Source organism: Ensifer sp. Root142, from assembly GCF_001426785.1.
Lineage (GTDB): Bacteria > Pseudomonadota > Alphaproteobacteria > Rhizobiales > Rhizobiaceae > Ensifer > Ensifer canadensis.
The window spans coordinates 270645-291541 of sequence record NZ_LMFK01000049.1 but is presented as its reverse complement, the minus strand read 5'-3'; the positions used below and the strand labels follow the sequence as shown (position 1 = coordinate 291541).

Annotated in this window: 19 protein-coding genes; 8 read left to right on the top strand and 11 right to left on the bottom strand. The window is 62.6% G+C overall.

The annotated features are described in order from the left end of the window. Positions 1-148: 148 nt before the first annotated feature. The 4 genes from ASD52_RS36245 (at position 149) to ASD52_RS36230 (ending at position 3175) form a co-directional block, all read left to right on the top strand. Complete coding sequence (locus ASD52_RS36245) at positions 149-988, top strand: transporter substrate-binding domain-containing protein (RefSeq protein WP_025428471.1); 840 nt, start codon at positions 149-151, stop codon at positions 986-988. 72 nt (positions 989-1060) lie between these two features. After that, complete coding sequence (locus ASD52_RS36240) at positions 1061-1723, top strand: amino acid ABC transporter permease (RefSeq protein ID WP_025428472.1); 663 nt, start codon at positions 1061-1063, stop codon at positions 1721-1723. A 5-nt stretch (positions 1724-1728) separates the two neighbouring features. Next, entirely contained in the window at positions 1729-2391 is a 663-nt protein-coding gene (locus tag ASD52_RS36235) for an amino acid ABC transporter permease (RefSeq protein WP_057211365.1), read from the top strand. Positions 2392-2404: 13 nt separating this feature from the next. Then, positions 2405-3175: an amino acid ABC transporter ATP-binding protein gene (locus ASD52_RS36230; protein WP_057211363.1), complete on the top strand. Its 771-nt coding sequence runs from the start codon at positions 2405-2407 to the stop codon at positions 3173-3175. Positions 3176-3335: 160 nt separating this feature from the next. On the opposite strand, the gene ugpC is transcribed toward ASD52_RS36230, so the two are convergent. From ugpC to ASD52_RS36200, 6 genes are all read right to left on the bottom strand, one after another. Further along, positions 3336-4421, bottom strand: coding sequence for a sn-glycerol-3-phosphate ABC transporter ATP-binding protein UgpC (ugpC, locus tag ASD52_RS36225; protein ID WP_025428474.1), 1086 nt, complete (start codon positions 4419-4421; stop codon positions 3336-3338). Next, positions 4418-5353, bottom strand: a complete 936-nt coding sequence (locus tag ASD52_RS36220) for a carbohydrate kinase family protein (RefSeq protein WP_025428475.1) — start codon at positions 5351-5353, stop codon at positions 4418-4420. The genes ugpC and ASD52_RS36220 overlap by 4 nt, the downstream gene beginning before the upstream one ends. A 3-nt stretch (positions 5354-5356) precedes the next feature. Beyond that, positions 5357-6382: an aminotransferase gene (locus tag ASD52_RS36215; protein ID WP_025428476.1), complete on the bottom strand. Its 1026-nt coding sequence runs from the start codon at positions 6380-6382 to the stop codon at positions 5357-5359. After that, positions 6379-7224 (bottom strand): carbohydrate ABC transporter permease, encoded by an 846-nt coding sequence (locus ASD52_RS36210; protein WP_025428477.1) that lies wholly within the window; start codon positions 7222-7224, stop codon positions 6379-6381. The genes ASD52_RS36215 and ASD52_RS36210 overlap by 4 nt, the downstream gene beginning before the upstream one ends. After that, positions 7224-8105, bottom strand: a complete 882-nt coding sequence (locus tag ASD52_RS36205) for a sugar ABC transporter permease (protein WP_025428478.1) — start codon at positions 8103-8105, stop codon at positions 7224-7226. The genes ASD52_RS36210 and ASD52_RS36205 overlap by 1 nt, the downstream gene beginning before the upstream one ends. A gap of 203 nt (positions 8106-8308) precedes the next feature. Further along, complete coding sequence (locus tag ASD52_RS36200; RefSeq protein ID WP_025428479.1) at positions 8309-9547, bottom strand: extracellular solute-binding protein; 1239 nt, start codon at positions 9545-9547, stop codon at positions 8309-8311. 231 nt (positions 9548-9778) lie between these two features. On the opposite strand from ASD52_RS36200, the gene ASD52_RS36195 reads away from it, so the two are divergent. Then, the gene (locus ASD52_RS36195; RefSeq protein ID WP_025428480.1) at positions 9779-11008 is read left to right on the top strand and encodes an ROK family transcriptional regulator; all 1230 of its coding nucleotides are present in this window, start codon (positions 9779-9781) and stop codon (positions 11006-11008) included. Positions 11009-11040: 32 nt separating this feature from the next. On the opposite strand, the gene ASD52_RS36190 is transcribed toward ASD52_RS36195, so the two are convergent. Then, positions 11041-11961, bottom strand: a complete 921-nt coding sequence (locus ASD52_RS36190) for a LysR family transcriptional regulator (RefSeq protein ID WP_057226793.1) — start codon at positions 11959-11961, stop codon at positions 11041-11043. A 125-nt stretch (positions 11962-12086) separates the two neighbouring features. Here ASD52_RS36190 and ASD52_RS36185 point away from each other — a divergent pair, with 125 nt between their 5' ends. The 3 genes from ASD52_RS36185 to ASD52_RS36175 all read left to right on the top strand — a co-directional run bounded on the left by ASD52_RS36185 (position 12087) and on the right by ASD52_RS36175 (position 14399). After that, positions 12087-12962, top strand: a complete 876-nt coding sequence (locus tag ASD52_RS36185; RefSeq protein WP_057226790.1) for a pirin family protein — start codon at positions 12087-12089, stop codon at positions 12960-12962. A 93-nt stretch (positions 12963-13055) separates the two neighbouring features. After that, on the top strand, positions 13056-13682 hold the full coding sequence (gene ycaC, locus ASD52_RS36180) for an isochorismate family cysteine hydrolase YcaC (RefSeq protein ID WP_057226865.1): 627 nt from the start codon (positions 13056-13058) through the stop codon (positions 13680-13682). A 27-nt stretch (positions 13683-13709) separates the two neighbouring features. Continuing rightward, on the top strand, positions 13710-14399 hold the full coding sequence (locus tag ASD52_RS36175; RefSeq protein ID WP_057226787.1) for an isochorismatase family protein: 690 nt from the start codon (positions 13710-13712) through the stop codon (positions 14397-14399). A gap of 57 nt (positions 14400-14456) precedes the next feature. Here ASD52_RS36175 and ASD52_RS36170 read toward each other — a convergent pair whose 3' ends face one another. From ASD52_RS36170 to ASD52_RS36155, 4 genes are all read right to left on the bottom strand, one after another. Next, on the bottom strand, positions 14457-15716 hold the full coding sequence (locus tag ASD52_RS36170) for a Zn-dependent hydrolase (RefSeq protein ID WP_057226784.1): 1260 nt from the start codon (positions 15714-15716) through the stop codon (positions 14457-14459). Further along, positions 15713-16249 (bottom strand): L-2-amino-thiazoline-4-carboxylic acid hydrolase, encoded by a 537-nt coding sequence (locus ASD52_RS36165; protein ID WP_025428485.1) that lies wholly within the window; start codon positions 16247-16249, stop codon positions 15713-15715. The genes ASD52_RS36170 and ASD52_RS36165 overlap by 4 nt, the downstream gene beginning before the upstream one ends. A gap of 233 nt (positions 16250-16482) precedes the next feature. Further along, positions 16483-19044 (bottom strand): fused MFS/spermidine synthase, encoded by a 2562-nt coding sequence (locus ASD52_RS36160; RefSeq protein WP_244497546.1) that lies wholly within the window; start codon positions 19042-19044, stop codon positions 16483-16485. Positions 19045-19115: 71 nt separating this feature from the next. Beyond that, entirely contained in the window at positions 19116-20663 is a 1548-nt protein-coding gene (locus ASD52_RS36155; protein WP_057218327.1) for an arylsulfatase, read from the bottom strand. Positions 20664-20897: the final 234 nt, after the last annotated feature.

The following is a 20897-nucleotide window of genomic DNA, read 5'->3' as shown; positions in this document are numbered from 1 at the left end:
CCTTTTGTCGGGCGCGGCACACGGGGAAGCTACATCATCCACCCTTGACAAGTTATGACCGTCGGCATTTCATACGTCAATCCATTATTCAGGATTGTGATACTGTATAATGGAATAATGACGGGAACCCAAAAATGGGAGAATGCAGATGATCAAGACAGTTCTCGCGGCTGCCGCCATCGCAGCCGCCTCCATTACCTTGCCGGCACAGGCGCAGCAGCCAGCGAGCAAACTCGACGAAATTCTCGCGCGCGGTCATCTCGTGCTCGGCACCGGCAGCACCAATGCACCGTGGCACTTCAAGAGCGCCGAAGACAAGCTTCAGGGCTTCGATGTCGACATGGGCCGGATCATCGCCAAGGCGCTGTTCGGCGACCCGGAAAAGATCGAATACGTCAACCAGTCATCAGACGCCCGTATCCCGAACATCACCACCAACAAGGTGGACATCACCTGCCAGTTCATGACGGTGACCGGCGAGCGCGCCCAGCAGATCGCCTTCACCATCCCCTATTATCGCGAAGGCGTCGGCCTGATGCTGAAGTCGGACGGCAAATATGCCGACTATGCGGCGCTGAAGGCGGCGGGTTCATCGGTGACCGTGTCGGTTCTGCAGAACGTCTATGCCGAGGCGATGGTTCATGCGGCATTGCCGGAAGCGACCGTCGATCAGTATGAATCTGTCGACCTCATCTATCAGGCGCTCGAATCCGGCCGGGCCGATACTGTGGCCACCGACCAGTCGTCGCTTGCCTGGTACATGACCCAGAACCCCGATCGCTACAAGGACGCCGGCTATGGCTGGAACCCGCAGACCTATGCCTGCGGCGTCAAGCGCGGGGATCAGGACTGGCTGAACTTCGTCAACACCGCGCTGCACGAAGCCATGACCGGGGTGGATTTCGATTTCTATGCGAAGTCGTTCAAGACCTGGTTCGGCAAGGACCTGACGCCGCCGCAGATCGGCTTTCCGGTCGAATTCAAGTAGGCGCTTCCGTTCGGTCGATCCCGTACTCGTGCGGGATCGACGCCTGTCCTGTCGGCATGGATGGCTGAAGACATGGGTTATCAGTTGAATTTCGCCGCAGTCTGGCGGTCTTTCGACCTTCTGCTCGAAGGTCTGGCTCTCAGTCTCGGCCTCGCCTTCGCGGCGATCCTCGCCGGTTGTCTCATCGGCCTCGTCACCGCCTTCGGGCTGGTGTCGAAGTCCATGGTTCTACGCAAGCCGGCCGGCTTCTATGTGACCGCGATCCGCAACACGCCGATCCTGGTGCTGGTGCTGTTCAGCTACTTTGCCCTGCCGCAGCTTGGCGTCAGGCTAGGTAAGATCGAGAGTTTCGTGCTGACGCTGGCGATCTATTCCGGCGCCTATCTCGCCGAGGTGTTCCGCGGCGGGTTGCTTTCCGTGCCTCCTGGCCAAAGGGAGGCGGGACTGGCGATCGGGCTCACGGAAATGCAGATCCGCACCTCGATTATCCTGCCGCTGATGCTGCGCAATGTACTTCCCTCGCTCGGCAGCACGATGATCTCCCTGTTCAAGGATACCTCGCTTGCAGCCGCGATCGCCGTTCCCGAACTGACCTTCGAGGCGCGCAAGATCAATGTCGAAAGCTTCCGGGTGATTGAGACGTGGATCGTCGCCAGCTGCCTCTATGTCGCCACCTGTTCGCTTCTCGCCGCATTGATGCGCGCGGTCGAGCGCCGACTTGCCGTGCCGAGGTGATCGCCATGGATCTTTCCGCATTCCTCGACCAGCTCTGGATCGCCCGCATCCCCCTTCTCAAGGGTCTCGGCGTATCGGTTTCCATTTCTTTCCTGTCCATCGTTGTCGGGACGGTGCTCGGCGTCTTCGTCGGTCTCGCCCTGACCTACGGCTACAAACCCGTGCGCTTCATCGTGCGCGGCTATACCGACTTCATCCGCGGCACGCCGGTACTGGTGCTGGTTCTCGCCAGCTACTACGTGCTCAGCACCATCGGCATTGATCTCGGGCCGTTCCAGGCCGGCATCCTTGCCCTTTCGGTTTTCTGCAGCTCGCATGTGGGTGAACTGGTCCGCGGCGCGCTTCAGGCGATCCCCAAGGGACAGACGGAGGCGGCCAAGGCGATCGGCCTGACATTCCCGCAGACTTTTGCCTATATCCTTGGTCCTCAGGCTTTGCGGCAGGCCTTGCCGGCCTGGGTGAATACCGCCGCCGAAATGGTCAAGGCTTCGACGCTGCTGTCGATCATCGGCGTCGCCGAGCTTTTGCTGCGCACGCAGGAGCTGATCTCGCGCACTTTCATGAGCCTCGAGTTCTATTTCTTCGCCGGCTTCCTCTATTTTGTCATCAACTACAGCATCGAGCGCTTCGGCCGTTACGTCGAGCGCAAGACAGCCGTCCCATCGTGAGGCACCGGATCCGATGACCCAGGCACTTCTTGAAATCCGCGACCTCCACAAGCGTTATGGCCCCGTCGAGGTGCTGAAGGGCGTCGATTGCACAATGGCGCAGGGCGAGGTCATTTCGATCATCGGCTCCAGCGGCTCGGGCAAGACGACGATGCTGCGCTGCATCAACATGCTGGAGGAGTTCCAGGGCGGGTCGATCCGCATTGACGGCCAGGAGATCGGCTATGACACCGTCGCCGGCGTCAGGCGGCGCAAGCGGGAAAAGGAAATCGCCCGCCAGCGGGCAATGACCGGCATGGCGTTCCAGCAGTTCAACCTCTTTCCGCACATGAGCGCGGCGAAGAACGTCATGCTCGGCCTTATCAAGGTGCGCGGCATGGGGCGGGACGAAGCACTGTCGGTGGCCGAGAAATGGCTCGACCGGGTGGGGTTGCTCTCGCACAGGGATCATTATCCCGGCCAGCTTTCGGGCGGTCAGCAGCAGCGCGTAGCGATCGCCCGGGCGATTGCCATGAACCCGAAGCTGATGCTGTTCGACGAGGTGACCTCTGCGCTCGATCCGGAGCTTGTCAACGAGGTGCTGCAGGTGATCAAGGGGCTGGCGGAGGACGGGATGAGCATGTTGCTCGTGACGCACGAGATGCGGTTTGCCTACGAGGTGTCTTCCCGGGTGATCTTCATGAACCAGGGGCGCATCGGCGAAGAGGGCAATCCGCGGGAGATGTTCCTGAAGCCGCAGACTGAGCGCCTGGCCGAATTCCTGAAAACCTCGTCGTTCAACTGATGCACAAATACCGTTGGCAGGGGCGGTCGTGGCATCCGGGCATGAGGGCCGCGGAACAGTGCTTGCGGCGCCTCCGCCGCAGGTCGACATATCGAACGTCACTTCGCCACTCGCTTTGGGTACGCGATAGGCGCCGGGACCGAGCGAGCCCCTTTCCGCATCAACCGGAAAGCAAGGACCGACCGGTTTCCGGGTCGAACAGATGCAAGGCGCCCTCGTCGAAAGCGAATGTTCGCTCCGCATCGATGGCCAGCTGCGTGCGCGGCGGCAGGCAGGCGGTGATGCGCTGGTCGCCGATGCGCGCCGTCACCACCAGTTCCGGGCCGGTCAGCTCGACAACCTCGACGCGCGCCGTCAGCCGCAGTGCATTGGACTCGGCTGTTGCCAGCCGCAGCGCCTCCGGGCGGATGCCGACCTTGACGCGTTGGCCATTCTGCACCTTGCCATGAAAACGCGCCGGCAGGGCGATCGGCTGGTCGCCGCCTTCCACGCGCAAACTGCTGTCTGATACTTCAGCCTCAAAAATGTTCATCGGCGGCGAGCCGACGAAGCCCGCGACATAAAGCGTGGCCGGGCGATCGTAGATCTCTTCCGGCGTGCCGAGCTGTTCGATGCGGCCGTCGCGCATGACGGCGATGCGCGTAGCAAGCGTCATCGCCTCGATCTGGTCATGGGTGACATAAACAACCGTCGTCTTCAGCAATTGGTGCAGGCGCTTCAGCTCGGTGCGCATCTCCATCCGCAGCTTGGCATCGAGGTTCGACAGCGGCTCGTCGAAGAGGAAAACCTGCGGGTTTCGCACGAGCGCCCGGCCGATGGCGACGCGCTGTCGCTGGCCGCCAGAGAGCTGGCTCGGCTTGCGCTCAAGCAGGTTTTCGATCTGCAGCAGCTTCGCTGTCTCAATGACCGCCTTTTCCCGTTCCGGCGCCGGAACTTTACGCATTTCGAGGCCGAAACCGATGTTGCGGGCAACGCTCATGTTTGGGTAGAGCGCATAGGATTGGAACACCATGGCGATGTCGCGATCCTTTGGGTGCATCCCGATGATCGACCGAGGCCCGATGCGGATATCGCCACCGCTCGGCTCGGCAAGGCCGGCGATGATATTGAGCAGGGTCGACTTGCCGCAGCCCGAAGAGCCGAGCAGCACGAGAAACTCGCCGCTTTCCAGCGCGATGTCGATGCCCTTCAGCGTTTCGACTTCGCCGTAGCGCTTGTGGATGTTGTGGATCTCAAGCGCGCTCATGCGATCGTCTCCTGAAGAAAGGCGGACAAGGGTTTTCCATAGCTGCGCGGCAGCGTCGAGATTGCCTCAGAGGCGATGGTGACGCCGGTGCGAAGGCAGTTTTCCAGCGGCATTCCGGCGGCAAGGGCTGCAAGGAACCCGGCGTTGAACACGTCGCCCGCGCCGATCGTGTCGATCACTTTGACCGTGGGCGCGACGATGGAGACGATGTCTCCGGTCGGGCCGAGGGCAAGGGCGCCGTTCGGCCCGCGCTTGACGACGACGATCGCGTCGGCCGGCATGTGGGACTTGAGCGCGCGCGCTGCCTCTGCCGCATCGACAAGGCCCGTCAGCGTCGTCGTCTCGACCTCGTTGAAGAGCGCGAGCCGACAGCGTTTCAGCCAGCCGATCGTCGCCGCGCAGTTGGCATCCGTCCAGCCGTCGAGCGGCCAGCCGGTGTCGAGTGCCACGGCGATGTCATGCGCCTCGGCCCAGTCGAAGACATCGTCATAGGCGGCGGTCAGCGCGTCGGTGAGGAAGGAGCCGGCAAGCAGCGCCAGACCGCCACGCAGGTGCTCGCCGTCGAGCATTGTCCGGATTTCGTCGAAATTTAAGAGCGGTAGGTGTCCACGGGTGGTGAAGAAGGTGCGCTCGCCGTCCGGATGGGTAATGCCGACCGACAGCGTCGTGCCGACGTTTTCGACCGGCCAGCCACTGGCCCGCTCGGCAAAGGCGTCTTTCAGCCAGGTGCCGAACTGGTCGTTACCGATGTTGGCGGCGATCGCATAATCGACACCGAGCGAATCCCAGGCAAGCGCGCTGTTGCCGGCGCAGCCGCCGACGCGCAGCTCATCGTGATCGACGATGACTTCGGTGCCGGCCTTTGGCCAGGGTGCGGCCGGCCCGAGGATCAGATCGACGTTGACGTTGCCGATGACGACAAGAGGACGCATGCTTCATTCGCTCCGGGTAATCTTGGTCGATCGGACCGGCGTTCCGGCATCGACGACACGCGCCTCGGCAAAGGCGATCATGAACAACTGCGCCACCGGCAGCATCGCAAAGATCGCGGCCATGCCGGCGGCCGGTTTGAAGGAAAGCGTGGTCACGCCAGCGATTGGTGCCTCGCCGGAGGCATCAAAGACGACAACCGGAGAACCGGCTTCGGCTGCGGAAACCGCCATGACGCTGACGAGGCCGGCAGTTGCATCGGCGGCGCGAAACAAGACGACGCCGACCGACGGGCCGAGCATTTCCATTGGCCCGTGCCGCAGCTGCCCGCCTTCGAGCGAGAAGCAGGGCAGCCGGGACAACTCGGTCAGACCGAGCCCGATCGCTTCGGCAAGTCCCTGAAGTTGGCGGCCGGACGTTACCACGGCGCGGACATCCGCAAGCGCTGCGAGCGCCGACGTTGTGTCGGGCGTCTGCGGTGCTTCGATCGCCTGCAGTGCCGCGGATGCGTCGTCTCCGAGGGCGGCAAGGATCGAGAGGTGCAGCGCGAAGCTGATCGTCAGGCTGCGTGTCGCGGCAAATGCCTTTTCGGTGCCACCGACCCCGACCAGCGATGGGGCGCTGCGGGCCAAGAAGGAACCCTCTTCGAGGGTCAGGCCGAAGGTGTCGCCGGTCGCCCCATTGGTCTCGGCGAACCAGCGCAGAACTTCCGCACTTTCACCGGACTGCGATGTGACGAGGATCGTCTTGCCTTCGATCGCCAGCGGCTGGCCCAGCTGTTCGGACAGCGGCAGCGCGATAGCATCGATGCCGTGGGCCCGGTAGAGCGGTTCGAGCGCGCGACCAACCGCATGCGAGCCGCCCATTCCGAGCAGTAGCAGCTTGCCGGTCGATCTGAGCGATGCAGCGATCCTGCCGGTGAGCGCCTGTGCGGCGTGGAACGAGGCGACGGCGTCTGAAGCCTGACGGGCCATTTCACGGTCGATTGCAATGAGCCCGGCCGGGCGGTTTCTGGTATCGCTCATGGTCATCCCTTGACGCCGCCACTGGTGAGCCCGGAGATCAGGGCTTTTTGCATGATGAGGCCGATCAGCACCGGAGGCAGGGCGGCTAGCACGCCGGCGGTCGCAATCAGTCCGTAGTCGGAAACGCGGCCGCCGGCGAGATCGGCGATGGCGACCGTCAGGGTTTTTGCGCGCAGGTCCGAGGTGAACAGCAGCGCATAGAAGAATTCGTCCCAGGCAAGCAGAAAGGCAAAGAGTGCCGAGGTCGCCATCACGGGGGCGGCGAGCGGCAGGGTGATCAGCCTGAGGATCTGATCCAGCCTGGCGCCGTCGATCATGGCAGCGCTCTCGATCTCCTTGGGAATGGAATCGAAGCCGGACTTCAGCAGCCAGGTGGTGAAGGGCGCAAGGATGGTGAGATAGACGAGTGCAAGGCCGAAGACCGAATTCAACAGGCCGAGAGTGGCAAGGCCCATATAGAGCGGCACCGCAAGCGCCACCGGCGGCAGCATGTAGGTGGCGATCACCGCGTAAAGCGACCAGGAGACGGTGGGCGTGCGCGACACGGCCCAGGCCGAGGGAATGGCAACGGCGATGGCGGCAAGCGTCGCCATGCCGGCGACCTTCAGGCTGTTGAAGAGCGAAGCGACGAAGGCCGCGCCGGCGGTGTTTTCGAGCGTGGTCAGCAGCAGCCCATAGCGCGACAGATCGATCTCATCAGGCCACCAGTTGAGCGGCTTTGCCGAAAGGTCGGCCGCAGACGAGATGCTCATGACGAAGAGCCACACAACAGGCGCCAGGATGACGGCCGTCAGCAACAGGGCGCAGGCGTAGATGAAGGCAGTGAACAGTGGGCTCTGGCGTTCCATCAGGTGGCTCCCGCGGCTTTGCGCACAAGTGCGGCATAGGCGACCGCAAGTACGGTCACCAGCAGTGTGACGATCAGCGCCAGCGAGGCGCCGGACCCTGCCCGCTGAAACGAGAAAGCTTCCTGATAGACGAGGATCGACAGCGTGCGCGTGCTGTTGGCCGGGCCGCCGCGTGTCATGACCCAGATGAGGTCGAAGACCTTGAAGGCTTCGATCGTGCGCAGCACCAGCGCCACGAGCAACGGGCCGGCGAGATAGGGCATGATGACATAGCGGAAGCGGTTGAACGGGCCTGCGCCATCGACGAGCGAGGCGGCCGTGATGTCGCGCGGCACCGCCTGGAGAGCTGCAAGCGCGATCAGGGCAACGAGCGGAAAGTTCTTCCAGCAGTCGGCGACGATCAGGGCTGTCAGCGCCGAGCCAGGCTCGCCGAGCCAGGAGCGATAGCTGTCGATCAGGCCGATCTGCGTCAGGGCCGCGTTCAGTGCACCATATTCCGGATTGTAGATCAGCCGCCACAGCGTCGCGTTGACGACCGTCGGCAGCGCCCAGGGCAGGATCATCAAGGCGCGCAATGCCGTGCGGCCGCGGAATTGCTGATTGAGCAGCAGGGCCGCCAGCACGCCGATCACCATTTCGGCGGTCACCGAGACAACCGCAAACCATGTGGTCGTGACCAAGGCCCGCAGGAAGTTCGAACCGCCGAGCACCTTGGCATAGTTGTCGAGGCCGACGAAGCTGCCTTCGGTGCCGACGAGCTTTGCGTCAGTGAACGAAAGCCTGACGGTGTCGACCAACGGCCAACCGATGACAGCGATCATGACTGCGAGCAGCGGCAGCATCAGCAGCCACGCGCGTGTTGTTATCCAGGTACCGGACATGGGATGGAAACCTTTTAGGCCATCTACAGCGCCGCGCATCAGATATGACGCGCAAAGCACGCTGTAGCGCTTTAAACCTGCCGCATAATTCCTTAAGTCGATTCCGATTTAAGGAATTATGCCGTGGGCTCATGCTATTGCCGGTGAAACCGTTCCGGCAAGTCCCGGGCGGCAGGGCCACCCGGGAGGTCGAAGCCGTGGGATCAGAGACCGCTGTTTTCGGCGGCGGTCTTGAGTGCATCCTCGGCGGAGGCCTGTCCAAGCAACGCTTCCTGGATCGCCTGCTGCAGGGCTGTCGAAAGCTCCTGGTACTTCGGCGTCGTCGGGCGCGGATACATGGCGGCAAGGCCGAGCTTGGCGGCGGCGATCAGCTCTTCCTGGCCCTTGGTGACATTGGCGTCTTCATAGGACGAGGCCCAGATCGGCAGGCTCAGCTTGGCATAGGCATTCTGCGTCGGCTGCGATGTCATGTGGACGATGTACTTCCACGCTTCGTCCGGGTGCTTGCTGGTCGAGGTGATGCCGAGGCCCATCGACCCGTTGACGGCCGACACCTCGCTCTTGCCCGCAACACCCGGTGCCGGCACGACGCCGACCTTGCCGGCAACCTTGCTTTCCTTCGGGTCGTTTGCGAGGTTGTACATGTAGGTCCAGTTGAGCGCGAAGGCTGCTTCACCGTTCTGGAAGACCTTGCGAACGTCTTCCTCGAGGAATTCCTTCGAGTTCGGATTTGTCAGGCCCGAAGAATAGCTCGTGACCATGTAGTTGAGCGCGTCGAGACCGCCGCCGGACGTGAAGGCAGGCTTGCCGCCGTCGATGAACTTGCCGCCATAGGCGCTAACAAGCGTGGTGTAGTCGCAGATAGCGGCTTCGGCCTGCGACCAGCTCCAGGCGATAGGCGTTGCGAGCAACCCCTTGTCCTTGATGATCTTGGCCTGTTCCGTCAGTTCGTCCCAGGTTTTCGGCGGCGCCTTGATGCCGGCCTTCTCGAGGATTTCCTTGTTGTAGAACAGGTATTTGGTATCGAGGATCCACGGCATGCCGTAGCGCTTGGCGTCATATTCGACCGTGGTCCAGGCGCCCGGCAGCACGCCGGATTTCATCTCGTCGGTGATCCGGTCGGAGACATCGACCAGCACCTTGTTGGCGGCGTATTCGGCCGGCCAGATCACGTCGAAGAGCACGACGTCGTAACCGCCGCCGGAGCCTTGGGCCAGCACGGTCTTGTCATGCAAGCCTTCGTAAGGAACGAATTCGAGGTTCACCTTCACATCCGGGTTGGCCTTGGTGAAGGCCTCGGTCATCGCACGCACGTCGGCTTCGCTATAGGCCGCCTGCGCCATGAACAGCGCATTGAGTGTGGTTTCAGCATAGGCGTGGCCGGCAAAGGACAAGCCGAGCAAGGTTGCGCTGAGCAACGTGGTTTTAATGGATTTCAACATTCCTGCCTCCAATAACTGAGCGGTTCAGTTTTGCCGATACACCTCCCCGGTGCACCGAATATAAGAAATCCGCCCGCTTGCGGACGGCCGTCGACATATCTATCGGAGCGCTGGTGACGACCTTTGGCCATGACCTTCGTTCCCCTGGAGCTCTTTGCGGCTCTCAATTAAGTCAATTGTCTTGACTTATTTCTTGTTCAATATTCTAACAGTGTCAAGAGGGTTTTGAGGATGAATGATTTACGCCCGATCCGGGCAAAGAGCGGCACCAACCAGGAAGGGGCGAGCGCCCACAACCGTCGTGTCATGATCGACGCGTTGCGGTTGAACGGGCAGCTGTCCCGCGCCGATCTTGCCCGTGCGACGGCGCTGACGAAGCAGACGGTTTCAAACATCATCGAAGAGCTTGAGCGTGACGGGCTGGTTCAGTCGCTGGCAGTCGTTCGCAGCGGCCGGGGACAGCCGTCAACGCCCTATCGTCTGGTTGCCGAGGGCGCCTTCGCGATCGGCCTGCAGATCGACAGGCACGTCACACGCACCATCGCCGTCGACCTGGTGGGGACGGTCCTGGCGCGCCGGGAGGCCAACCTTCCGGCGGGCGGGCCGGCGACCGGCGTGAAAACCATTCTCGACCTGATCGAAAAGACCCGAAGCGACCTGGCGTCGATCGCGCCGCAATCGGAGGATCGCCTCGTCGGGCTCGGTGCGGCGATGCCCGGTCCCTTCGGTATCGACGCCGACGCTGACGATCCCTGGATGATGGCGGCGTGGCAGAATTTCCCGCTGCTCGAAACGCTTGCTGCAGGCACAGGTCTCGATGTCGGCCTGCAGAACGACTCGGCCGCTGCAGCGACGGCCGAGCGCCTGGTCGGCGCCGCCCATGGCGTCGATCACGCGATCTGCATCTATCTCGGCTACGGCCTTGGCGCGGGGCTGATCCTCAACGGCGAGCTTTATCGCGGTGCCAATGGCAATGCCGGCGAGATCGGCATGATTCTCAGCCTGCCGCGCGGTGCTGCCGAGCATGAGCGCACCCCGCTTGAATACCGCGCGTCGATCGCCTCTCTGTGCAAGCTACTCGCGCTCGATCCTGCCGATCCGGACCTCTATGCCCACATTGATGCGGCCGTGGAGAGTGAAGATATCAGGTTGCCCGGTTGGCTGGATGCGGCCGTCTACGAACTGCGCGCGGCTGTCCAGGCACTCGAAACCATCTTCGACCCGCAGACGGTGATCCTGTGCGGCGGGCTTCCGCCCGGCCTGGCGCGGCTGGTCACGGATGCGATGCAACCGCTGCTTCCGTCACTCGCCGATCGCCGTGATCGCAGTCTGCCGCGCCTGCAGGTCGGCTTCACCGATCCTTGGGCGGTCGCGATCGGCGCTGCCGCCGAGCCGATCAGCCGCACATTTGACCCGCGCTTTTCGGCAATCCTGAAGACCCGCGCCGCCGACCATTCCTGAGGCTGCGGCTTGCGGCGCGTCATCGGCGCCGATCAGGTCCCCGGCTCGTCAAGGCGTGCAAGTTCGGCATATTCGGCCGCGAGAAAGTCGAGCAGAGCCCTGACCGAGGGAAGCAGGCCGCGCCGCGATGGAAAGGCTGCGTGAATGATGCCTGATCGGGGCGCCCAGTCGGGCAGCACGTCGACCAGCGTTCCGTCCTTCAGGTCCTGCCTGACGACCATGGTCGGCAGCTGGGTGACGCCGACGCCTTTCAGGGCGGCGAGGCGCAGGGCCACCATATCTTCGGTGACAAGCCGCGGGTGATGGCGGACAATGGCATTGGCACCATCAGGCCCGTCCAGGCACCACTCATGCTCCTGCCGGTTGGAATTCCATGCCAGGCTCGGAAGGGCCGTGAGATCGGCGGGCTTCAGCGGCCGTGCATCCAGACCGAGCAGTCCGGGGCTGGCGACCAGGCGCTGCCCGCTTTCGGCCAGTCTCTTGATCACGAGATCGCTCTCCTCGAGCGGTGGAAAACGAACGCGGATGGCCACGTCTATGCCTTCGCGCAGCACATCCACTTGCCTGTTGGTGCTTTCGAGCACCACCTCGACCTTCGGGCAGCCGGCCATGAAGCGGGCAATCATCTCGCCGACCTGGAAATAGAGGACCGAGGAGGGACAACTGACATGCACGACGCCCTGCGGCTCGGAGCGCATACGGTCGATCACCTCCTGCGCGGCTTCCGCCTCGACCAGCATCGCCACACAATGGCGATAGTACTCCCTGCCGATATCCGTCACGACGAAGTGGCGCGTCGAACGCTGAACAAGGCGGACGCCAAGCTGTTCTTCCAGCAAGCCGATGCGGCGGCTCAGCCGCGAACGCGGCATATTGAGCTTGCGCGCGGCTGCGGCAAAACCGTTCTGCTCGACGACATCGACGAAAAGCTTAAGATCGTTCAGGTCCTGCATGGCGGATGATTGTCCTATTGATAGGACACTATAGTCCGATTTGGCTGTCTACCGCCAGATTTGTCGCGAGAATATGTTCCTCCCAACGTCATCGCTTGCAAGGCGATGCACAAGGAGAAACAGACATGCGCAAGATACTCGGCATCTTTGGAAACGCCCGACAGCACTGGGTCGGTGACGGCTTTCCGGTCCGCTCCCTGCTGTCTCACGACAGCGTCGGCGAGCATGCAAGCCCGTTCCTGCTGCTCGACTATGCAGGCCCGACAGAATTTGCACCGGACAGCCGGCCGCGTGGCGTCGGCGTGCATCCGCATCGCGGCTTCGAGACGGTGACCATCGTCTATCGCGGCGAAGTGGATCATCGCGACTCGGCAGGCAATGGCGGCCATATCGGTCCCGGCGACGTGCAATGGATGACGGCCGCCGGCGGCATCCTGCACGAAGAATACCATTCCGACGCCTTCACCAAACAGGGCGGGACGCTGGAGATGGTCCAGCTCTGGGTCAACCTGCCGGCGCGCGCCAAATCCGCAAAGCCTGGTTACCAGACGCTGGTCAACGGCGACATTCCGACGGTGACGCTGCCGGAGGATGCCGGGACGTTGCGGGTGATCGCCGGCGCGTTCGACGGTCGCAATGGACCTGCGAAGACATTTACCCCGATCAATCTTTGGGACCTCCGCCTGAAACGGGGTGGCTCTCTTGCACTCGACCTGCCTGAGAGCCATTCGGTCGGCCTGGCGGTGCTACACGGCACCGTGCTGGTGAACGGCAGCGATCTGATCGGCGAAGCCCAGTTCGGCCTCCTCGGCCGCGAAGGCGGCGCCATTACGCTCGACGCCAGCTCCGATGCGACCGTTCTCGTCTTGAGCGGCGAGCCGATCGATGAACCCGTGGTCATGCACGGCCCCTTCGTGATGAACACGGCCGACGAAATCCGTCAGGCCTTCGCCGACTTCCAGAACGGCAGCTTCGGGGCCGTTGCCGCACCGGCACTTTGAGTTCTCGTGGGCTCGGAACTCCGCGCCGAGCCCATGACGGCCGACCAACGGCCCGAGCACGCGGACAAGACGAAAGATGAAGGAGTCTTCACTATGGCAAAAACCTACAAGCGTCTCGACAAGGATCAGGCTGCGGTTCTGCTCGTCGACCACCAGGCGGGTCTGCTCTCGCTGGTCAGGGATATCGATCCCGACAAGTTCAAGAACAACGTTCTGGCGCTCGCGGACCTCGCGAAATATTTCAAGCTGCCGACTGTTCTGACGACCAGCTTCGAGGATGGCCCGAACGGCCCGATCGTGCCGGAACTGAAGGAAATGTTCCCGGATGCACCATTCATCCCCCGCCCCGGACAGATCAATGCTTGGGACAATGAAGACTTCGTCAAGGCGGTCAAGGCCACCGGCAAGAAGCAGCTGATCATTGCCGGCGTCGTCACCGAGGTCTGCGTTGCCTTCCCAGCCCTGTCCGCCCTCGAGGAAGGTTTTGACGTCTTCGTCGTCACTGACGCGTCAGGCACGTTCAACGAAATCACCCGCCATTCGGCCTGGGATCGCATGTCGCAAGCCGGCGCCCAACTGATGACCTGGTTTGGTCTCGCCTGCGAACTGCATCGCGATTGGCGCAACGACGTCGAGGGGCTGGGAACGCTGTTCTCCAACCATATCCCCGACTACCGCAACCTGATCAGCAGCTACACCACCACCAAGGCTTCCCGCTAATTGCGGTCTGGCAACAGGAGAATACCCATGACGAACGTCAACAATGTCGCCAACTTCAACGGCGCTCGCCCGGTCATCGATCCCGATGATGCGGTCATGCTTCTGATCGATCACCAGAGCGGGCTGTTCCAGACCGTCAACGACATGCCGATGCCGAAGCTGCGCGCCCATGCGGCGGCCCTTGCAAGCATGGCGACGCTGACGAAGATGCCTGTCATCACCACGGCATCGGTGCCGCAGGGGCCGAATGGTCCGCTGATCCCGGAAATCCATGCGAATGCGCCGCATGCCACGTACATTGCGCGTCGCGGCGAGATCAACGCTTGGGACAATCCGGACTTCGTGGCGGCCGTCAAGGCGACGGGCCGCAAGACGCTGATCATTGCCGGCACCATCACCAGCGTCTGCATGGCATTCCCGGCGATCAGCGCCGTCCATGAAGGCTACAAGGTCTTCGCCGTCGTCGACGCATCGGGTACCTACTCGAAGATGGCGCAGGAGATCACGCTTGCCCGCGTCGTCCAGGCGGGCGTTGTCCCGATGGACACGGCGGCCGTCGCTTCCGAGCTTCAGCGCACCTGGCATCGTGACGATGCGCAGCAATGGGCCGAGATCTACACCAAGATCTTCCCGGAATATCAGTTGCTGATCGAAAGCTACCTGAAGGCACAGCAGGTCGAAAAAGAGCACGAGAAATTGGATTCAGCCCGCGGCTGAACCAGCACGCACTGAGAAAACGTCGCCGGTGGGAAACCCTGCCGGCGACATCTGTCGTTATTTCAGGTCGATCTGCAGTACCGTCTGCAGCAGGACGTCTGTACCGCGCGCGCATTCCTCAGGCGAGGAACATTCCGCCTCGTTGTGCGACAGCCCGTCCTTGGAAGGCACGAAGATCATGGCCGTCGGGCAGATGCCGGCGATATGGGCTGCATCGTGGCCGGCACCGGAGACCACTTCGGTTGCGGAATAGCCGAGTGCCTCGGCGCTGGCACGCACTGCATCGACGATATCGGGATCGAAGACAAGCGGCTGCTTCGACCAGATGTGTTTGAGCCCGATCTCGGCATCGATCGCTGCGACAGCCTGCTCCAGCGCGGCCTGCATTTGGTTCAGGCCTGCTTCCGAAGGGTGACGCATATCGATCTGCAATTGCACTGTGCCCGGCACGACATTGCGGGAATTGGGGCCGACCGTGGCAAAGCCTGTTGTCCCGACACCGGGTGAATGACGGCGCGCGATGTCGCGCACGGCGAGCACGATCTGGGATGCGGCGACCAGCGCGTCGTCGCGCTGAGCCATCGGGGTGCTGCCCGCATGCGCTTCCGTCCCGGTAATGGACACGTCGAACCAGCGCACACCCTGCACGCCTGTGACGATGCCGATTTCAGTCGCGGCCGCTTCCAAGAGTGGACCCTGCTCGATGTGGAGTTCGACATAGGCTGCAAACCCCACATGTCCGACAGGGATTTCGCCGCGATAGCCGATCGTTTCGAGCGCCGTCTTCACGGTCGTCCCGTCCCGGTCAGTCAGGGCCTCGATCGCTTCCAGGCAGGATGCGCCGGAAAAGACGCCGGACCCCATCATCGCCGGCGAGAAGCGCGAGCCTTCCTCGTTCGTCCAGTTGACGACGGTCAGGCCATGCCGCAGCACTGTGCCGGTCTCCTTCAGCGTGCGGATCAGTTCAACCCCGGCAAGAACGCCGAGGACGCCATCGAACCTGCCGCCCTGCGGCTGGGTATCAAGGTGGCTGCCGACGGCGATAGGCGGCAGTGATGGATCTTCGCCGGGGTAGGTGGCGAAGATATTGCCGATCCCGTCGACGTCGATCGTGCAACCAAGCGAGCGGCATTCGCCGACGAACCAGTCGCGGACCTGCCGGTCCTCTTCCGTCAGTGTCAGCCGGGTGACGCCGCCCTTGTCGGTGCCACCGAAGCGAGCGGTCGTGACGATATCAGCCCATAGCCGGTCGCCGTTGATAACGGGCATGTTGGTGCCGGCGGCCGGGGTTTTGCTTGGCTGTCCCGCCGTGGTCATTTCTGCTCTCCGGTTGCTTCAGCATTCAGGCGGTAGCGGAAATCGCAATGGGACGCGCCCTGCATCACCGTTTGCGTGCGCTCGAGCGTGATGCGCGGATCGTAGCCGGTGCAGAACACGCCGTCGCGGTTGCAGGAAAGCAGGTGGCCGATATGGCCGAGCCCCATCTCGCGATAGGTCTCGGCGTAGCGACAGCGCTTGACGTTGTAGTGGAATTCGTCGTCGGTCGCCTTCGTCACCTCGATCGTCAGGGCATCGTCCTGCGTCCAGAGATCCTGCAACTCCTGGAATGTCCGCAGGTTGGTACCGCCAGGCGTTTTCGCCGCAAACGCCTTGCCGGCCTCGATCGCGGCGCGGCTGACGGCCTTGTCGAGAATAGCCTGGGCGCGCTCCTCGCCGATCTCTTCGCGCATTGCCTCATAGATCGGCGCGATAATGCCCGCCTCTATGCGTCGCCGTGCGAGAATGCCCAACTCGCCTTCCATCGCGGCGCGTGATGTCGCCGCGTCCCCGGTCTTGTCCTCGTTTGTCATGAAGATACCCTGCCTCCCTGTCCAACAGATGGTTGGTTCGATTGAGCGACAGAGTATACCGTGACCGCGGAGACAGGGTTGCAAATCCGTCCCATTCACAAGGGCTGTTGCGCAAATATTTCGCGCCCAGCTGCATTTCTCGCGGAATTATTCTTGGTCGGTTGCGGTTGGCAGCGCGGCTTGCAGGTGCCGACGCAGGGCTTGGAGCCGCATCGATCACCTCAGCCAATCGGTCATCGCTGACTGCTTGAAAAGAACCATTTGTAATAGGGATTGGCCGGCTCGACCTGCATCAGCAGCTCCATGTCGCGAGCCCATTCGGCGCGGTAGCCGGCATAGGCATTGAGCGAGGCCTGGTAGAAGAGCAGCAGCCGGTTGTGCGCCTCGGCAATCGATGCTTTCGCTGCGGGGTCGGCGGCAAGGAGCGGGAGTTCCGTCCGCAGGGCGATCAGCGCCGGAAGGGTGCGCTGCAACTCGTCGGGGCGCACCCAGCTTGCATATTCGATCCGAGGCTGGTCGTCGGTCACCGGAAGTGCAGAACCCGCGTAACGTTCCAGCCCCGTGCGGTCCATCATCCAGGTCGCCAGCAGATCCGCGGGGCTGGAAATGCCGACCTCGCCGAGGGCTGCGGCAATCGAGCGCTCTTTCATCCGGTCGGCAATTCGTGTCGCGTCGAGCTGTTGCGGTTCGAGCGAGCCGATGAGCAGCATCTCGTGCAGTTCCGTCGACCAGAGCGTAGCTTCGGGGAAGGTGTCGAGGAAGCTCCTGACGAGGGAGCGGGTGTCTTCGTCGTTCTGGGTTGCGATCGGCAGCCATTGCGCGACCATGCCATTCTCAGCCAGGCGGTCGCGCGCGAGGCGGTAGAAGTCCGACGAGTAGAGATTGACGACGCCGGCCGCCGATGGCGGCGGCGGCTCCAGGGTGATGAGGTCGTAGCGTTCCTGGCTGCGCAGCAGTTCGCGGCGCCCGTCGCGCAGCCGGACCTCAAGTCGGGGATCCTTGGCTGCGTCATAATTGCCCTTGAACAGGCTTGTTGCACGCGCAACGGAGGGCAATAGCTCCGCTGCCACGCGGCGTTCCAGCCCGGGATAGGCGAGCAGCGAGCCGGCGGTAATGCCGGTTCCAAGCCCGATCACCAGCGCCGACTTCGGTTCGCCCTTGTGGATGAGGAGCGGCAACAAAGCCTGCAGCCGCATGTAGCGCAGCGACGGCATGGCATCGCCGGTGTTGGAAACACCCTGGATATAGAGCCGGCGGAAGCGGCGGTCGGCTTGCCCCTGCTCGATAACCGCGACCGTGGCGCCGAGGCCCTCTTCGTAGGAAATGATTCTACCGTCGCTGCGCGACTTCGTCAGCAGAGTGGCGAGCCGGTCCGATGGCACGAGGACCGCAAGCAAAAGCGTGAGGGCGCCGAGCACGGGCACGACCAGGCGAGAGCCGGCAAGCACGCTGCCTTTGCCCCTGAAGATTGCGACAAGGCCGATCACGGCGGCGACGACCGCCAATATGGCAAAGCTGCGGATGATGCCGAGTGCCGGGATCAGCAGAAAGCCCGTGACCAGGGTTCCTGCGATGCCGCCGAGCGTGTTGAACGCCAGCACACGGCCGGTATCGCGCCCGACATGGGCGGGGTTGACCGCAAGGCGCAACGCGACTGGAAAGGCAGCACCGAGGATCAGCGTCGGAACGAAAACGATGCTCAGCGCCGCCACGACAAACCGCGCGCTCATGCCGGCAAAGATGCTGCCCGTCATGGCTGCGACCGTAGCTTCGGCATTCGTCTGCCAGGCGGTGAGCCAGGTGCCGAGCACAGCCAGTTCGAAAAGGGCGACGAGGCCGGCGGCGGTAATCAGCAGGCCGAACGCGGTCCAGGGATCGGCAAGCCGATCGGTCCGCCGCGCAAAGAGTGCTGCGCCCAGCGCAAGGCCGGCAAGGTAGGTGGCAAGCACAACGGAGAAGGCAAAGGAGCGGGTGGAGATAAATTGCACGATCGCCTGCGACCAGGCGACCTCGTAGCCGAGCGCGACGCCGCCGGCGAGCGCGTAGAGAACAAGCGCCAGGCGAGACCCACCTTCGCCAGTGGACGATGCCGGCGATGCGTCCGGCGCGGAGACGGCGAAAGCCGAACTGCGCAAGAAGCCGATAGCAGCGGCGGTTAGCCCGAGAGCGGCGGCGGCAAGGCCGGTGGCCTGGACCCCAAGCGCTGGAATGATGACGAAGGAGACGGCGAGGCAGCCGACGATCGCGCCAAGTGTATTGGCAGCGTAGAGGCGTCCGCCTTTGGTCCCGATCCCGCCGGGAGCCGACTGCAGGCCGCGCAGAAGAACAGGCAGCGTGCCGCCCATCAGAAAGGCTGGTGTGGCGACGAGCAGGATCAGCATCCCCCACGCGACAACAGGCAAGCTCGACTCGATCGAGACGAAGAGAGGCGCGATCCGCGCCAGTGCAAATGTGGCGACAACGCCGAGCAGGGCGACGCCGGTCTCAAGCAGCGCATAGAGGCGCAAGGGACGGCGGGCACGATCACCGAAGCGACCAATGGCGAAGCTGCCGAGGGCAAGGCCGAGAAAGAAGGCGCTGACGCCGGCGCTGACCGCATGCACATCGACACCGGTGACGAGCGAGAGTTGCTTGATCCAGAGAACCTGAAAGATCAGCGCGGCCGCGCCGGAAAGGAAAAGCATGAACCCGGCCATTGCGGGGCTGATGGCAAAGGCCCGTTGCTGCATGCCCTGTCTCTCGTTAGCCCCGTCGACATCGACCGAGCGTACGGGCGCGGAACTCTTTGCGGTCAATCCGGCTCACCATAGATTCTAAATGCAAAGAAAGAAAAGGCGGCGCTCGGGTGAGCGCCGCCTTCGTCAGCTTATTGGGCGGCCGGGGCCTTTTTCATGATTTCGTCGATCTTGGCATGCACGCCTTCCTCGACCTGGTCGACCGAGAAGCTCGCTGGCTTCTGGCTCGGCGGATACTCGATGAAGGTTTCCAGGAAGCTTGCGGCCTTCATGGTGGCTATCCCTGCAAGATAGACGTTCTTGGTCCTCCAGTCGTCGTACTGGTCGGAGACGATGTCGGCCCGCTCATAGGGGTCCATGCGCAGGTTGAAGATCTTCGGCACACGCAGGCAGGTGAACGGATCCTGCCAGACGTCGAAGCCACCGGGCTTGCGCATTTCGCAGAAGACCGCTTTCCAGTTGTCCCAGCGAATGGCCACGAGCTTGGCGTCGTCGTTGAAGTAGAAGAACTCGTTGCGCGCGCCCTTCGGCTGCTCGCCTAGAAGGTAGGGAAGCTGGTTGTAGCCGTCGAGGTGAACCTTGAAGTCCTTGTCGCCGAGCTTGGTGCCCGTCAACAGCCGCTCCTTGACGTCCTTGTCACCGGCAGCGGCAAGCAAGGTCGGGAACCAGTCGAGACCGGAAACCATCTCGTTGGAAACACCGGGCTTGATCTTGCCCGGCCAGCGCACCATCGCCGGCACGCGGAAGGCGCCTTCCCAGTTGGTGTCCTTCTCGCTGCGGAACGGGGTTGTCGCCGCGTCCGGCCAGGAGAACTGATTGGGCCCGTTGTCGGTGGCGTAAACGACGATGGTGTTCTCGGCGATCTTCAGGTCGTCGAGTGCCTTCAACAGCTTGCCGACATCGTTGTCGTGCTCGATCATGCCGTCGGCATAGTCGTTGCCCGGCATGCCGCTCTGTCCCTTATATTCCGGCCGGATATGGGTGAACAGATGCATGCGCGTCGTGTTCATCCAGGTGAAGAAGGGCTTGCCTTCCTTGACCTGCTTTTCCATGAAGCCGATGGCTGCTGCCGTGGTCTCGTCGTCGATCGTTTCCATGCGCTTGGTGTTGAGTGCGCCGGTATCCTCAATCTTGCCGTCGGCGAACGAATGCAGCACGCCGCGGGGCGTGGCCGCCTTGACGAAAGGATCATTGGGATCCTTCGGCCAGTAGGGGCGCTCCGGCTCTTCCTCGGCATTGAGGTGATAGAGGTTGCCGAAGAATTCGTCGAAACCGTGCGCTGTCGGGAGGAAACGATCTTGGTCGCCCAGGTGGTTCTTGCCGAACTGGCCCGTCGCATAGCCGAGCGGCTTCAGCGCCTGGGCGATCGTTACGTCTCGGTCCTGGATGCCGACGGGCGCTCCGGGAACGCCGACCTTCGACATGCCGGTACGAAGCACCGACTGGCCGGTGATGAAAGTGGAGCGGCCGGCGGTGCAGCTGTTCTCGGCGTAGTAGTCCGTAAACATCATGCCTTCAGAGGCAAGCCGGTCGATATTGGGCGTCTTGTAGCCCATGACACCCATGGAATAGGCGCTGATATTGGTCTGGCCGATATCGTCGCCGAAGATGACGAGGATATTGGGCTTGGCCGCATCCTGGGCCATTGCTGGCATGACCGATGCCGATAGCGTCGACATCAGCACGGTGCCCGCAAGCGCAAGCGCTTTCGGCTTGATGGACCTTCGAACTGCTGAAGCAGCCAGCAGTCCGATGGCATTCTTCATATCAATGGGCATCTCATGTCTCCTCGAGGCACGATGGATTGCTTTTGGTCAGGTAGGCAAAGTCTCGGAACGTACCGTTGAACTTTGGGTTGAAGCGGGTGTTACGGGCAAGTACGTAACAGTTACGAAGGATCGTAACGCCCGGTC